The following is a 14,149-nucleotide window of genomic DNA, read 5'->3' as shown; positions in this document are numbered from 1 at the left end:
GTCCTTAATGAATTTTGCTGCCCAGGGTCACCACGCCGTCCGCTTTCTCGCGGCCTAGCCAACTGGTCCATCCCAGGCGACAGGCGTTCTGCTCACCGATGCGCAGTTCGCGGATTTCTTCCTGGCGCAGCACCAGGCGAATGTCGTAATCGAGCGGGTCACGCAGGGTGAACCGCACCAGCGCGCACAGCGGCTGGTAGCCGAAACCGATCGGCAGGAATTCGTGAAAGCGTTGCCAGTCGAGCTCGCGGATATGAATGCGGAATTTGCCGCTGCGATCGCGCACGTGTTCGCCCAGCACCAGGTCTTCGCCAAGCATGCTGTTGGCCCGGCCCAGGCGATTGCGTTGCTCGTCGAGGATTTCAACGCGGCGCTCGATGCACTGCTCGATGGTCAGTTCGGCGTGCTTGAAGTAGTAGCGCAGCACCGCTTCGATCAGCGCCGCCGAGTGCGCCCGCAAACTGAGCAGGCCGAGGTACGGCAGCAGGCGTTTCCAGTTCAGTTCCTGGGCCTTGCGGATCTCTTCGCCACCGAGGCCGATCAACGCAAACAGCTGCGAGGAAAACGGATCGAGGGCGCCGCTCTGGAAGCTCGCGCGGTAGCGGTACTTGCGCCAGATCGGCAGCATCAGCCGTTGCAGGCGATGGTGGAATAGGTCGAGGAAGTTACGGGTCGGGTTGCCGTCTTCGCTGTCGCCCAAGGCCTGTTCGCCGTAGAACGCCGGCAGCGGCGAACCGGAACCGACCAGGCCGATCAGGTTGAAACGCAGACGCGCACGCATCTGCCCATGCTCTTTGAAAAACTCCACGCGATCGACGTCGCTGCCAGGGAAACCCAGGCTCGGGTTGGCCTGGAATTCCAGCTGGTCGTACAGGTCGTCTTCGCTCAGGTGCGGGTGTGCATCGCGCAGCCGGTCAATCACCAGCAGCACAGCCTGAAACAGCGAGTACTCGCGTATTACCCGGGTCAGCCCGCTTAAAGCAGGGGCTGCAGGCCCATACGTGGTGTCCATTGGTACACCTCTCCCTGTGTGCTTTTTACCCGCAGCTCGTGGAACGAATTGAGACTGGCGTAAAGCGCGAAAAACTCGTTAAGAACCGAAGCGAACACGAACAGGTCGCCCTCGCCGATATACCCTTCCGGGTCGATGGTCAGCTCGGTGCGCAACCCGCGTACCGGCAACCCTCGGTGCAATCTGTCGACGTGCTGGTGCTTGATCGACTTGAGCCCGCCCAGCAGGCGCTTGCTGACTTTTTCCGCGTGTTGGTCGTAGTAGCGCGGCAGGTCGTAGGTTTCGAGAATCACCTTCAGCGCATTGACGTCGGCCAATGAGAGGTAGTTGAGCGACATGTTGCTGATCAGCTTCCAGAGGAAGTCACGGTTCAGCGGCGGCGCGAAACTGGAGGTGGCCGGCGTGATGTTGCGGAAACTCAGAAACTCCGGCGTGTCTTCGCAGGCCATGCAGATGTCGCCGAGCTTGAGCTTGCGCGGCAGGTTCTGGTTGGTGCACATCAGCTCGATCGACAGGGTTTCGTGGGCTTCGGTGTGGCGGATGCCGAAGCTCAGGTAGGTGTCGAGGCCGTCGTGCAGCAAGGACGAACGCTGGCGGATGCTGTAATGCGGACGGCTGGTGGGCACGTCGAAACTCGGGTCGTGCTCGAAGGATTCGAACGGCACGTATTCCTGATAACCGAGTCCGCCGGGCTTCCAGCCAGTGACGGTTTCCACCGAGAACACGCCGCAGTTTTGCAGGTCGAACTCGGCCGGCAACAGCAGGTATTCGTCCTGTTTGCCATCGAGGCGAATGGGCAAAGCATCGTGCTCGAACAGGTTAACGATCGGCGTGCAGTAGAGCTTCACGTTGTCCAGGGTCGGACGCATACGCATGATGCCGCTCTTGCGAATATCGAAGCGCAATTCGAGGCCGCGCATTTGCTTGAGCGTGTCTTCCGGCAGTGCCTTGAGCAGGTCCAGACCGTTGATGTCGACGAACAGGAACTTGTCCTGGAAGGCGAAATATTCCTGCAGGTAGCGATAGCCGCGGAAGGTGTTCAGCGGATACGGGATCAACGCCTCTTCTTCGGCAAAACCCACCGGCTGCACGCGGTCGCCGGGCATCTTGAACGCCATCGGCTGGCCGCTCACACCGTTGATAGGCTTGCCGGCGCCATCCAGCGGGATTAGCTCGATGCCTTCAAGGTTGCGCAACAGGCTCAGGTAAAGCATCTGGCTGATGTAGCGCTCACCAGCAAAGTGCAGACGCAGTCGACTCAGCTCCAGCTCGCCAAGGTGACCATCGGCGCTCATCTCCAGACGCAGGCTCAACAGCGAACCGTCACCCTTCACCGAGTAATTCAGCGCAGCCAGATCCAGCGGCAACACCTCGGTCGGATAGCACGTGCGGAAACGGCAACGCACGTCATCGACCGGCACACTCTCCACCGGCGTATCACGCTCGACCATCAACGCCGGCCCGGAACGCTTCAACGGGTCGAACTGCAAAATGCTGAACGCCGGCAGTGGCCGCATGTAGTTGGGCCACAGCAGGTGCATCAGCGAATGGCTCAGCTCCGGCAACTCGTCGTCGAGTTTCTGGCGCAGGCGCCCGGTCAGGAACGCAAAGCCCTCCAGCAACCGCTCCACGTCCGGATCCCGCCCGGCCTGCCCAAGGAAAGGCGCCAACGCCGGGCTACGCTCGGCGAAACGACGACCTAACTGGCGAAGTGCGGTGAGTTCGCTTTGGTAGTAGTGGTTAAAGGACATGGAGTAGTTGCCTGATCATGAATTTAGTGAAGTTACCGCACTAGCACGAAGCCAGCGTCGGACAATCAGTCGATGAACTAGTGAGCGTGTGAATAACGCGATGACACTCATACCTCCTGTCAGCATGCTGTATGCCATCGCACGAACTGGATTCTCAGGAAGAAAATAGAAAAGTACGATCGCGACCATCAGCACTATCGTTGCAAACTTCAAAGCCATTCTAGGCAGCACGAAAACAACTACATTGATGAATATAAAAAATCCAAACATCAGCTCAGCAGTTATCCCAATAGCAACACCCCTCGCCGTGAAGCCGCCCATTCGTTCTTTATAAAAAGAAACTCCAAGATCATGAACAAACACATACAAAACGATCACCAATAAGTAAGCAATAGCTCCGAAAGTTATTTTCGCGACCTGGGAACCATTAGAAACGGCGCAACTCATCGGTGTCGAATTGGAATTCACATCAAGCTCCATTAATTAAACGCTTTTTTGTACCTATATCACTACCTTGCTCACAGCGATTCACGTTTTTGGAAAAACCTTGTCCAAACCCTCACCAGCAGACTGGCCATGGCAATTGCAATAAAAGTCAAACTCCCCGACAGCGCACTATATGCCATACCTCGAACAGGGTATTGTGGAAGCATGTAATACAAAATAGCCAAGACCATAAACACGGCTATACCAATTTTGACTGGTATCTTCTTAACAAAAACAATAATAAAATTACAAAATACAAAAAAGTAAAAAATCACATACATCCCCATCCCGATAGCGACACCACGAGACGTCAACCCGCCCACCATTTCTTTGTAGATTGGCACCGCATAATTATTCATGACAATGTAAAGTGCACATGCCAGAAAATGAATCAGGAAGCCTATGACTATTTGACTATTCATTTATTTGCCAACCTGCTTGTTCCAAATTCCATATTTATCCAGTTCGCCCGGAAAAAAGGGGACGGGGACAATCCCCTTTTTTCTGCGTCACTGACCCCAGCATCAATTTTCCAGAACCCTGTAAGGCGTATTGCTGATAAAAAAATTCAACCAGTGCTTTTTCGGGCTGGAAAGCCCCAACGTAAAAGCCTTGCTCGACTTATCAAATTCTATAAATACAACCCCCACTGTTTTTTCATCTTCATCGGCGCGCATATCCAACTCCAACTCGGAAAAAAGAGGTGTACGGTAAACCTGATTGGGGTTGTTTAAATCGGTGAATCGCAGATAGACAAAGTCTCGCGGGGTCAAAAGCGAGCTTGCAGGAACAGACTCGATAATATATTGCCCAGACGGACTTTTTTTCGAGACGTCTGGCGCACGATCTAAAACTTCAACCACAATGATTGCAACAGCGATCAACAAGCCACACAACAAGACAGCCATGTTTATGGGGATATTAGGGACAGTCCCCTTTTTCGTTCCCAGCGCCCTGACGCTCACCTCAATCACCCCCAACAATTTCATATGGGGTATTACTGATAAAACTATTGAGCCAATGCGTTTTCCAGTCCGGAACCCTGATACCAAAATGCTGATCGCGCTTGTAAAAATCGATCCAGACAATTCCCACAATCACATCATCCTCGTGGGAACTCATATCCACAGTGCTGCGCGAATACAAAGGAGATCTAAACACTGCGTTCGAATCTCTTTTGTCGGTGATTCTCAAGTACGCCAAATCATCGAAGGGCACGAGCAAACCTCTAACAGGCACATTTTCAATTAGATAGATCCCTGATTCACTAACTACAAAACTACTGGCTTTGCGTTCAAGCACGCTATTCAGCGAAACAGAAAAAACAGTGATCGCGGCTACCAAAAAACATAGTGACAAAGCTATTTTTTTTGAGTCCATCAGTTCTTCACCAGTTCAATAGAAACAGGAGCAATACTTTCGTAAAAAATATCAGAAAAAAGCCTGAAATCCCCACCCTTGGAGTGAAGCTTTCTGTACTCCACAAAATGTTTGTTTTGAATAAAAAAATATCGTTTGTTTGCTGCTTCCACAAACCGTCTTTCTGATGCTTCACTCATCCCGAATATGGATGACCGCGCGATTCCAGCGGTCTCTTGGTCAATTGCCATGTTTTGCGCGTTAGCGTCGAGAACCCCAGCGACACCATCAAAATTCCAATATCCGAGTGGCTGGCTGACAAAATCGTCACCGTCATTAAAATCATAGTTATCTTCGACGTAGTAACCCAGGCGATCCGCGACGAATACAATTTTCTTATCAAAGACGTTTACAACACCTTCGGCGATAACCCGCATATTGAAATTCGCCAATGCTCCACGCAGCTCATCCAATTCACCGCCACCTAACTGACTAAAATTAACAGACCGCGAATTAAAATAGCCGAACTTCTCGGCTACACGTCCCTTACCATTGAATTTCACTGGATAACAACCGGGACCAGACTTGCCGAATGCCCGTAGCATTTTTGTGCGGATTTCAGGCATGGCTTTTTCGTTATTCCATGCCCCTTTCAGCACTTGACGCGTTTCACTAGGCTTCTTAAATTTAAGCACCCAGTCCATCTTGACTATATTTTCTTCGATGTACTGATCAGGCACTGGTCTAGTACGCTCTTTTTCTTCTTTCTCCATCCCGCCACTGGCATTTTTCCATGGTTCACCCTTAAACCAGTGACGCATCAATGCCGCGGCCACAGGCCACTTCATCTTATCCATCGCAGCAGGAATATCGCTCACTTTAAAATGACGCACAGCAGTAGACTGCCCAGTTTTGTTGCTCGCTGGAGTCAAGCTAGATGCCACTACTGTGTCTGCCATTTCAAAACCCTTAATTTAAAACCCAGAGTCAAAAACTCACTTCTAAAAAACAACTAAATACTTAAGCGATCATCACTTCGGTTTGCTGCTCAATCACCAACTCCACAGCTTCAGCCTGACCGGAAGAAATTTTTTGAGTCTTTCCATCAGCACTGGTAATACCGTTGATGATCTTTCCTGAAGCGGTTTTTAGCGTGTACGCAACGCCAGCCAATGGCTTACCGGTGTCTTTGCAATTGATTACAAAGTGCTCGTTAAACGGCCACTGAATCTCCACCAGCAACGGCGGCACAAACGGCGCCGGCGAATGCGAATTCCCGATAATCACCGTCCCGGACCCGGCCGTAACCTTGTTGCCATGAGTACCGGCTGAGCCCACGGTCGCCGCCGGTTTACCGTTAATCAAAACAGTTGTCGCAAGATCGCCAACCATCGCACCACCACACGCCGAGGCATCGCCTTGGCGGGCGGCCGCTAGGCCGTCGAAGAACACGTCGCCGGAACCGGCGGCGATCGGGTTGGTGCCGTGGCCGGGGAGCGGGCAAGCGGTGGGGTCGGATACGCGTGCTGCGGGTTTGCCGGACATCGGAGTCTCCTTAGTTGACCTTCACTTGACCGCTGCCATCCAGGCGCGCGGCGAAACTGACCTGGCGCTTGAAACCATCAACTTCCAGCAGGCCTTCGATGCTGAAGGACAGGCGAAGCTGATCGTTGTCACGCGGCAGGGAGATGACACGCACATTGCTCAGGCGTGGCTCGTAGGCTTCGATGAAATTTTCGATGGCCAAACGGGCCTGACTCAGGGAGTCGTGCAGGCTCAGGCGCATGTCATTGAGATCGGGTAGCCCGTAATCGGACAGCGTTTGCACGCTGCCCGCACGGGTGCTGAGCATCTTGGCCAGATGGGCAGCCACGGACGCCATGGCGGAGACCTCGCGGCTCCAGCCGACGCGTTTGTCTGCGTCGCCACCCAGGCGTTCGAAAAGGCTGCCGTATCCAGTCATGAGTCAGGCTCCGCTTACTCTTTGTCCAGCTTGCCAACCAGCGACAGGGTGAAATCGGCACCCATGTACTTGAAGTGCGGGCGCACGTTCAGGCTGACGCGGTACCAGCCCGGCTCGCCTTCAACATCGCTGACGATGATCTGGGCGGCGCGCAGTGGACGACGGCCACGGACTTCGGCGCTCGGGTTTTCCTGGTCGGCCACGTACTGGCGGATCCACTTGTTGAGTTCCAGCTCGAGATCGGTACGTTCTTTCCACGAACCGAGTTGCTCGCGCTGCAGCACTTTCAAGTAGTGAGCCAGGCGGTTGACGATCATCATGTACGGCAGTTGGGTGCCGAGCTTGTAGTTCAGCTCTGCAGCCTTGCCTTCAGCGCTGATGCCAAAGAACTTCGGCTTCTGCACCGAGCTTGCGGAGAAGAACGCCGCGTTGTCGGAGCCTTTGCGCATGGTCAGGGAGATGAAGCCTTCCTCGGCCAGTTCGTATTCACGACGGTCGCTAACCAATACTTCGGTAGGAATCTTGGTTTCGATTTCGCCCATGCTTTCGAAGTGGTGCAACGGCAGGTCTTCAACCGCGCCACCGCTCTGCGGGCCGATGATGTTCGGGCACCAGCGGAATTTGGCGAAGCTGTCGGTCAGCTTGGTGCCGAACGCGTAGGCCGTGTTGCCCCACAGGTAGTGCTCGTGGCTGTTGGCGACGGTTTCTTTGTACACGAACGATTTGACCGGGTTTTCTTCCGGGTCGTACGGGTTACGCAGCAGGAAACGCGGCACGGTCAGGCCAACGTAACGGGAGTCTTCCGACTGGCGGAAGCTCTGCCATTTGGCGAATTGCGGGCCTTCGAAGTGATCTTTCAGATCTTTGAGGTCCGGCAGGCCGGTGAAGCTTTCCAGGCCGAAGAATTTCGGGCCGGCGGCAGCAATGAACGGCGCGTGGGACATGCAGGCTACGCTGGACACGTACTGCATCAGTTTCACGTCCGGCGAGCTTGGGGACATGTAGTAGTTGGCGATGATCGCGCCTACAGGCTGACCACCGAACTGGCCGTATTCAGCGGTGTAGATGTGCTTGTACAGGCCCGACTGCATCACTTCCGGCGAATCTTCGAAATCGTCCAGCAGGTCGTCCTTGGAGACGTTGAGGATTTCGATCTTGATGTTTTCGCGGAAGTTGGTGCGGTCGACCAGCAACTGCAGGCCACGCCACGACGATTCCAGGGACTGGAAGTCCGGGTGGTGGAGGATTTCATCCATCTGACGGCTGAGCTTGGCATCGATCTCGGCGATCATGCGGTCGACCATGGCCTTCTTGACCGGCTCACCGTTGTTCTGCGGCTTGAGCAGCTCTTCGATGAACGCCGACACACCGCGTTTGGCGATGTCGTAGGCTTCGTCGTCTGGCGTCAGGCGGGTTTCGGCGATGATGCTGTCGAGAATGCTGTATTCGCCGTTCTCGTTGCTCTTTTGCTGTGCTGCGCTAGTGCTCATTGTGTTGGCTTCCTTGGCTGATGGGGGCTCAGGCGTCCTGGGCTGTGGCGTTCAAACCCAGCTCACCGAGTACGCGACCGCGGGATTCGTCGTCGGCGAGCACGCCTTCGATGGCTTTGCGGAACGCAGGCGCGTTACCCAGCGGGCCTTTGAGGGCCACCAGCGCGTCGCGCAGTTCCATCAGTTTTTTCAGCTCAGGCACTTGCTCGACCAGCGAGGCCGGGTTGAAGTCCTTCATCGAGTTGACGCGCAGTTTCACGGCCAGTTCTTCAGTGTCGCTTTCTTCCTGAAGACGGTTCGGCACGCTCAATGTCAGGCTCAGCTCTTGCTTGGCCAGCACTTCGTCGAAGGTCATCTTGTCGATGCTGATCGGCTTGCGATCTTCGATTTTGCGTTCGTCCTTGCGGTGGGTGTAGTCACCGATTGCCAGTAGTTTCAGCGGCAGTTCAATCTCTTCCTGAGCACCGCCGGTGGCGGGTTTGAAGGTGACGTTGATGCGTTCCTTGGGGGCTACCGAGCCTTCTTTGGCCATGGCTTTTCTCCTTGCGGTTGTGGCCCGGGGGCCTATTCGAGTACCACTTCGAGATCGAGGTGGCACAGCCTGCGATAAATCTCTTCCTTGCGTTCACGCACTGCATGGTTCTGCGGTAACAACTCGCAGCAGCTATGCAGCAAATGCAGCACTTCCAGCGCAAGATCGGGCTCCCAGGCGTGCAGGCCTGAGTCCTGTAATGTTTGGTCGAGGGTTTCAAGTTGGGTTTTGGCCAGTTCGTATTTCTTGGCCATGAAACACAGCCGCGCGAGGGCGAACTGCCAGAAAAACCGAACCCGTCCGCCGTGAGCACTTTGCAAGCCCTGCTTGAGAATCTGCACGGCGGCCTTGAGACCGTCCTTGCGCAGAATCGGCAAGACTTCTTCAAGGGCCAGTTCCCAGGCCGGCTGGGTATCGGCGACTTCGACCTTGCGCGGCGTACTGGCGCTTTGCAGGTGCGGCATGACGTGGGCGCCGATCCAGGCGCGGGTGGCCGGATCGGCGAACGGCGCGCCGTCATGGAAACGCAATTCGATGATGCCGGGCAGGCGCTGAACCAAAAGCGCGAAGTGGATTTCCACTTCGCGCATCGCCATCTCGGCGTTCAGCCCCTGGAGGCATTCCCAGACTATTCGCTGGCCATCGAACCAGAACGGCGCCTTCGCCAGGCTCGCCTCCAGCTCTACCAGCAGATCTGCGTATTTCCCCTGGTCGTAGCGGTCCTGATAGGCCTTGAGTTTGTCCGCCGGCAAGCCACGCAGAACGGTGATCTGCTCGGCGTTACGCTCGGGCACCGCGTCGATCGGCAGCCACAGCAGCGTGCGATTGAGGCGCAGGGCGCGCAGATCGGTGGCTTTCTGCTTGAGCCACCAGGCACACAACGGACGAGCAGTTTCCTGCTGGGCACGTAGGGCCTTGTGGGCTTCTTTTTCGTTGTCGATCGGTGCGCCGGGGGTGAACAGCTGGGTCGCGGCCTGCTTGACCTGAGCCACCGCGGCGCCCACCACACCGGGCTCCGGCTGGTTGTCGGCGGCGCGCTGGACCATGTTTTTCAAACGCCGGGAAATCGGCAGCAGCAATGGCGCGTCGTCGCCCAAATGCTCGGTGCACGCGGCGTCGAGGCCTTCAAGATGCTCGACCAGACGGCGGAACAGCGGTAGCTGCTCTTTGAGAGCGACGTTTTCGTTCAGCACCTGCTCAAGACGCGGCACCAACCAGCTGATGGCTGCGGCGCGGGTGCGGGCCTTCTTCGGATGAACCTCGGCCCAGTGATTTTCACAGAGGTGGTGCAGCAAACCGAGGCCGGCCAGCAACCCCGGGAAGGATTCACGCTGGTACAGCGCCCAGGTCAACCAGGCGCCGACACGTAAATCCTTGGATTGCGTGCGCAGCAGGTTTTCACTGTTTTCGCGGATTTTCAGCCAGTCGATCTGACCGCTTTCGTGCATGGACGAGGCTTTACCCAGCTCACTTTCCAACGCCTCATATTCGCTCGAAAAGCGAACGTCCTCACCCGCGAAATTCTCTTTTGAAACAGAGGCTTTTGCGAGTTCAAGGTAATGAGCGGAAAGTTTGCTTGAGTAGGACATCCGTGACCTTTAGTTAGAATTACAGTCATGCGGCCATTGGAGTTGAAATGGCGCCGGACAGTATCAAAGAGCTGCGATGAGTCTCATCCAATTGAGTTCGCGCTCTTTCAAGGCGCGCATCCTAATCACAATGATGGCCATTTGCAAGCACCCGATTAAACAATAAAATTGCGTCTTTTTTGTTGCTGTAGGAGATCACCCTATAGGGGACAGGGGATCCCCTGATGCCGGTTTTGACCTCCCCACCTTCGACGCATCACCCCCGCAACCATTGAGCCAGAGCGGTTTATCAACCCCGCCAATAATCACAGGACATTCACACCCTGAAACGGAACCCAGCATGACAAAAATAAAACATAAAAAATGTAGGAGCTTTCCTAAAAGTTACAGTCATCCATGGACATAGCGATAACTGACAATAAGCAACATGATGTGACATCAAAATGATGGCACTCTGTGTTTCACCCATTTTTCTACAAATACCTACTCAGTTCGCCTCAAACTTCTTACAGAAGTATCGAAAGCCATTCACACATTGCTGCCGCAACATTCTGAAATGCGGAAAACTCTGACGTACTTTCTGGACGAGTCCGACATTCATTCTTTTTCTCTGTTGTTAGCGTGCTGGACAGTTTGCGTTTGCTCACGCCGGGCATGGCTTGGGCACCGCGATTTGTCTCCTCTTTCGGCTCAAGGACGAGCCACGGAAAGCAAAAGGATAAGCGCATGTTCGCCCCGGCCAATGCTGCTCATTTCACGTTGTTGATCCCAACGGTTCGCAACGATTTCAAAGTGCTGGCTTTTGGAGGCACTGAAGCCATTAGCACCTTGTATTCGATCCAGATCGAGCTGGTTAGCGAATACCCTGACTTCGATCTGGAAAGCTTGCTCAGCCAGCCGGCGTTTCTCCAGTTCGGTCTCAATGGCGAAGGCATTCATGGCCGTATCGAAGATGCGCTCGTCGGTGAAGCCGGTAAACGCCTGACCCGTTATCACCTGACCCTGGTGCCCGCGCTTTACTACTTGCAGTTCAGCCACAACCAACGGATTTTTCAGCACCTGACGGTGCCGCAAATCATCGCTCAGGTCCTTGAGGGGCATGGCATTCAGGCCGATGCGTTCACCTTTAACATCGGAACGAATCACGAGCGCGAGTACTGCACTCAATACGGGGAAAGTGATTTTGAGTTCATTCAGCGGCTGTGCGCCGAGGATGGCATCGCCTGGCACCACCAGCATTCCCGGGAAGGCCACCTGTTGGTGTTCACCGACGACCAGACCTTCTTCCCCACGCTGGGCGAAACCCCTTATCAGCAAGACTCCGGCCTGGTGGCGGAGCATTCGGTGGTCAGCCAGTTCTCCCTGCGCTTCAGCACCCGCCCCAGCACGACCACCCGCCGACACTACGACCTGAAACGCCCGAGTCTGTCGCTGGAAAGTAGCTTCACAGCCGAGTTCACTCCTGAGCTTGAAGACTATCGCTACCCGCTGTTTTTCGAGAGCGAAAAACGCGGTACACAGCTCGCCCGGCAGGCGCTGGAACGGCACAGAACCGATTACCAATTGGCCGAAGGCGAAAGCGACCAGCCGACCCTGCGTAGCGGTCATTTCTTTAGCCTGACGCAACACCCACGCGAAACCTACAACGATCTATGGCTGTTGCTCAGTGTCACTCACGCTGGAAAACAACCCCAGGTGCTTGAAGAGTCAGTTACCAGCGCTACCGAACCTGAGGACGGTTTTACCCAGGGTTACCGCAACCGCTTCAGCGCGATTCCCTGGGATGTGTTTTATCGGCCGCCGCTGCCTGTGCGAAAACCTGTGCTGGTCTGTCAGACCGCGCGTGTCACTGGGCCGCCCGGAGAGGAAATATTTTGCGATGAATACGGCAGGGTTCGTGTCGAGTTTCCTTGGGATCGGGCAGAACTCAACAGCGAAAAAAGCAGTTGCTGGTTAAGGGTTGCATCCAGTTTGGCGGGCGAAGGTTTTGGGGCGGTGACCATCCCGCGCGTCGGCATGGAAGTGGTCGTGACATTTCAGGAGGGCGATCCGGATCAACCGTTGATCACCGGTTGCGTGGTCAACAAGGTCACGTCCGTCGCTCATCAATTGCCCGAGAACAAGACCAGAACGGTTCTGCGCAGCCAAAGCTCGCCGCGCAATGGCGGCTACAACGAACTGTCGATTGAAGACCGCACCGGGCAGGAAAAAATCTACCTGCGAGCCCAACGCGACATCGAGCAACTGATCCTCAACGACAGCCGCAGCCTGATCAGCAACGACCGTTTCGAGCAGGTGGACAACAACAGCACCAGCCTGATCAAGGGCGAGGAATTCCACACCACCCAAGGCGTGCGCAGCACGGTGATCGGCGGTGATGAACTGATCACTATCAGCGGCAATAGCAGCACGACGTCCGCGGGCTCGTTGGTGATTCAGGCCGGGCAACAGACGCATGTCACCGCCACTAATGTGGTGATCGATGCCGGCATGAGCCTGACGCTCAAGGCGGGTGGTCACCACATCGTCATCAACGCCGGCGGGATTTTCAGCAGCGTGGCCATGGTCGAGGGCGGTGCGCCACTGGCGGGTATTGCGCCACTACAGGCGCTTCAGGCTGTGACCAGCAATCCGAATCCCGTCATCGCCAGCCCACTGTCTATCGTCACCGCCGCCCGCCAGCAGGCGGCGGACTACTGCCCGCTTTGCGAGGCTTGTCTCGCTGCTGGCCAATGCAGCATTGGAGAAGTCGCATGAATGCACTCGAACGATGGCTACACGAACAATCGCGATCCGGGCGGGATCTCTATCTGATGCTCGACACTGACGGTCAACTCGACGAGCGCATGGCGTTGGCCAAGGAACTGGGAGCCGATCAGTACCGCAATTTGTATGTGGGTACGGCAGCCAACTCATTGGCGCCAGCAGGCCCTTTTCTTTTCCATATTGGCACCGTCAAACATCCGCTCATCCAGGCGCTGCTCGATTCGCCCGAGCGCCATTGGGGCTGGCTGGCGAGCGCGATCAACTTTGACCTTGATGCGTTGGTCATTCACTGGCGCGACCGGTTGGTAGTCGGTGAGCGACCAAATCAAGCGGTGTATCGCTTCCATGATAACCGCGTACTGGGGCGCGCCCTGAGTCATCTGCAACCCGAGCAGTACGCCGATTATCTGGGGCCGATCGCCAGCGTCTGTTACTGGCACGCGGGGCAATGGACGGTCACTGACAACCCGGACCCCGGCGCACATCTGCTGCCACCCGACCCGGCCTGGTTGAAAACCCCGACACCGGAAATTGTCTACGCGAACGTGCAGTTCGATAACACGCGCCGCTACTTGGTCCGTGAGCACACAGAAGCCCTGGCTCGGCTCGCCGCAGAGCGGGACGTGGATGACTGGTTGTGGGGCGTGATTCAACTGGCCCATTTATGGAATTGGCAGCAACCCGAGCAGGTGCATTTTTTGTTGACTCAGTGCTTGAAGGCACCGGGGTACTTGCCGCCCAGGACATGGCAACCGAAGCCGGAAGAGGACTCGGCGGCGCATTTTGAGCGGGTGTATCAGCAAGTGCTGTATTGGCAGGGAGATGCGGACTTATAAAGCGCGTCGTCAGTACCTTAAAAACGTACGAAATCACCCAATCAATGCGAACTTTCAAAACGACAATATGAAAAAAATTAAATTAGCAGCAAACAGAATGATCGTAATTTTGATTACGACCTCTTTAACTGGTTGCATTGGTTACACCCTAAAAACACCTGATCCTTATACACGCAGCGGAGACAAAACAACCCGTGAGTGGTGTGGGATTACGCTATGGGCTCTAATTTTACCAATTCCATTAATGCTGCCTGTATGCAAAATGTACAAGGACCAAAAATTCAACTCTGATTTTTATGCGTGCGGCCCTCTTATGTTTCTAGGACCTTTAGTTCATAGCTACAAAGGGAACGCTTTGTGTGGAA

Annotated in this window: 14 protein-coding genes; 2 read left to right on the top strand and 12 right to left on the bottom strand. The window is 55.1% G+C overall.

Annotated features, from left to right (window positions below; all coding sequences use genetic code 11):
- Window positions 1-4: 4 nt before the first annotated feature.
- From tssG to tssA, 12 genes are all read right to left on the bottom strand, one after another.
- A complete protein-coding gene (tssG, locus tag AB7M26_RS06060; protein ID WP_007894581.1) occupies window positions 5-1,012 on the bottom strand; it encodes a type VI secretion system baseplate subunit TssG in 1,008 nt (335 codons plus the stop codon).
- On the bottom strand, window positions 976-2,763 hold the full coding sequence (gene tssF, locus AB7M26_RS06055; RefSeq protein WP_123499399.1) for a type VI secretion system baseplate subunit TssF: 1,788 nt from the start codon (window positions 2,761-2,763) through the stop codon (window positions 976-978). Before tssF ends, tssG begins: the two co-directional genes overlap by 37 nt.
- Window positions 2,764-2,778: 15 nt before the next feature.
- Window positions 2,779-3,231 carry a hypothetical protein gene (locus AB7M26_RS06050; protein WP_259698707.1) on the bottom strand — a complete coding sequence of 151 codons (453 nt, stop codon included), beginning with the start codon at window positions 3,229-3,231 and terminating at the stop codon, window positions 2,779-2,781.
- Window positions 3,232-3,281: 50 nt separating this feature from the next.
- The gene (locus AB7M26_RS06045) at window positions 3,282-3,671 is read right to left on the bottom strand and encodes a hypothetical protein (protein WP_123499395.1); all 390 of its coding nucleotides are present in this window, start codon (window positions 3,669-3,671) and stop codon (window positions 3,282-3,284) included.
- Between the two features lie 102 nt (window positions 3,672-3,773).
- Window positions 3,774-4,238, bottom strand: a complete 465-nt coding sequence (locus tag AB7M26_RS06040; RefSeq protein ID WP_148050153.1) for a hypothetical protein — start codon at window positions 4,236-4,238, stop codon at window positions 3,774-3,776.
- Window positions 4,216-4,629: a hypothetical protein gene (locus AB7M26_RS06035; RefSeq protein WP_123499391.1), complete on the bottom strand. Its 414-nt coding sequence runs from the start codon at window positions 4,627-4,629 to the stop codon at window positions 4,216-4,218. The genes AB7M26_RS06040 and AB7M26_RS06035 overlap by 23 nt, the downstream gene beginning before the upstream one ends.
- Window positions 4,629-5,567: a DUF6402 family protein gene (locus tag AB7M26_RS06030; RefSeq protein ID WP_123499389.1), complete on the bottom strand. Its 939-nt coding sequence runs from the start codon at window positions 5,565-5,567 to the stop codon at window positions 4,629-4,631. Before AB7M26_RS06030 ends, AB7M26_RS06035 begins: the two co-directional genes overlap by 1 nt.
- Before the next feature lie 61 nt (window positions 5,568-5,628).
- A complete protein-coding gene (locus tag AB7M26_RS06025) occupies window positions 5,629-6,153 on the bottom strand; it encodes a PAAR domain-containing protein (RefSeq protein WP_123499386.1) in 525 nt (174 codons plus the stop codon).
- A 10-nt stretch (window positions 6,154-6,163) separates the two neighbouring features.
- Window positions 6,164-6,571 (bottom strand): type VI secretion system baseplate subunit TssE, encoded by a 408-nt coding sequence (gene tssE, locus AB7M26_RS06020; RefSeq protein WP_007894554.1) that lies wholly within the window; start codon window positions 6,569-6,571, stop codon window positions 6,164-6,166.
- Between the two features lie 14 nt (window positions 6,572-6,585).
- Window positions 6,586-8,061: a type VI secretion system contractile sheath large subunit gene (gene tssC / locus AB7M26_RS06015; protein WP_019580436.1), complete on the bottom strand. Its 1,476-nt coding sequence runs from the start codon at window positions 8,059-8,061 to the stop codon at window positions 6,586-6,588.
- 28 nt (window positions 8,062-8,089) lie between these two features.
- A complete protein-coding gene (gene tssB, locus AB7M26_RS06010) occupies window positions 8,090-8,593 on the bottom strand; it encodes a type VI secretion system contractile sheath small subunit (RefSeq protein WP_123499384.1) in 504 nt (167 codons plus the stop codon).
- Window positions 8,594-8,625: 32 nt separating this feature from the next.
- Window positions 8,626-10,182 carry a type VI secretion system protein TssA gene (gene tssA / locus AB7M26_RS06005; RefSeq protein ID WP_123499382.1) on the bottom strand — a complete coding sequence of 519 codons (1,557 nt, stop codon included), beginning with the start codon at window positions 10,180-10,182 and terminating at the stop codon, window positions 8,626-8,628.
- 726 nt (window positions 10,183-10,908) lie between these two features.
- On the opposite strand from tssA, the gene AB7M26_RS06000 reads away from it, so the two are divergent.
- Together AB7M26_RS06000 and AB7M26_RS05995 are read left to right on the top strand one after the other, a co-directional pair.
- Window positions 10,909-12,939, top strand: a complete 2,031-nt coding sequence (locus AB7M26_RS06000) for a type VI secretion system Vgr family protein (protein WP_123499380.1) — start codon at window positions 10,909-10,911, stop codon at window positions 12,937-12,939.
- Window positions 12,936-13,784, top strand: coding sequence for a DUF4123 domain-containing protein (locus AB7M26_RS05995; RefSeq protein WP_123499378.1), 849 nt, complete (start codon window positions 12,936-12,938; stop codon window positions 13,782-13,784). Before AB7M26_RS06000 ends, AB7M26_RS05995 begins: the two co-directional genes overlap by 4 nt.
- The last annotated feature ends 365 nt before the right edge of the window (window positions 13,785-14,149 follow it).

The organism is Pseudomonas sp. F-14 TE3482 (assembly GCF_053629455.1).
The sequence above is the reverse complement of the archived record's forward strand: the minus strand, read 5'-3'. Positions and strand labels throughout refer to the sequence as shown.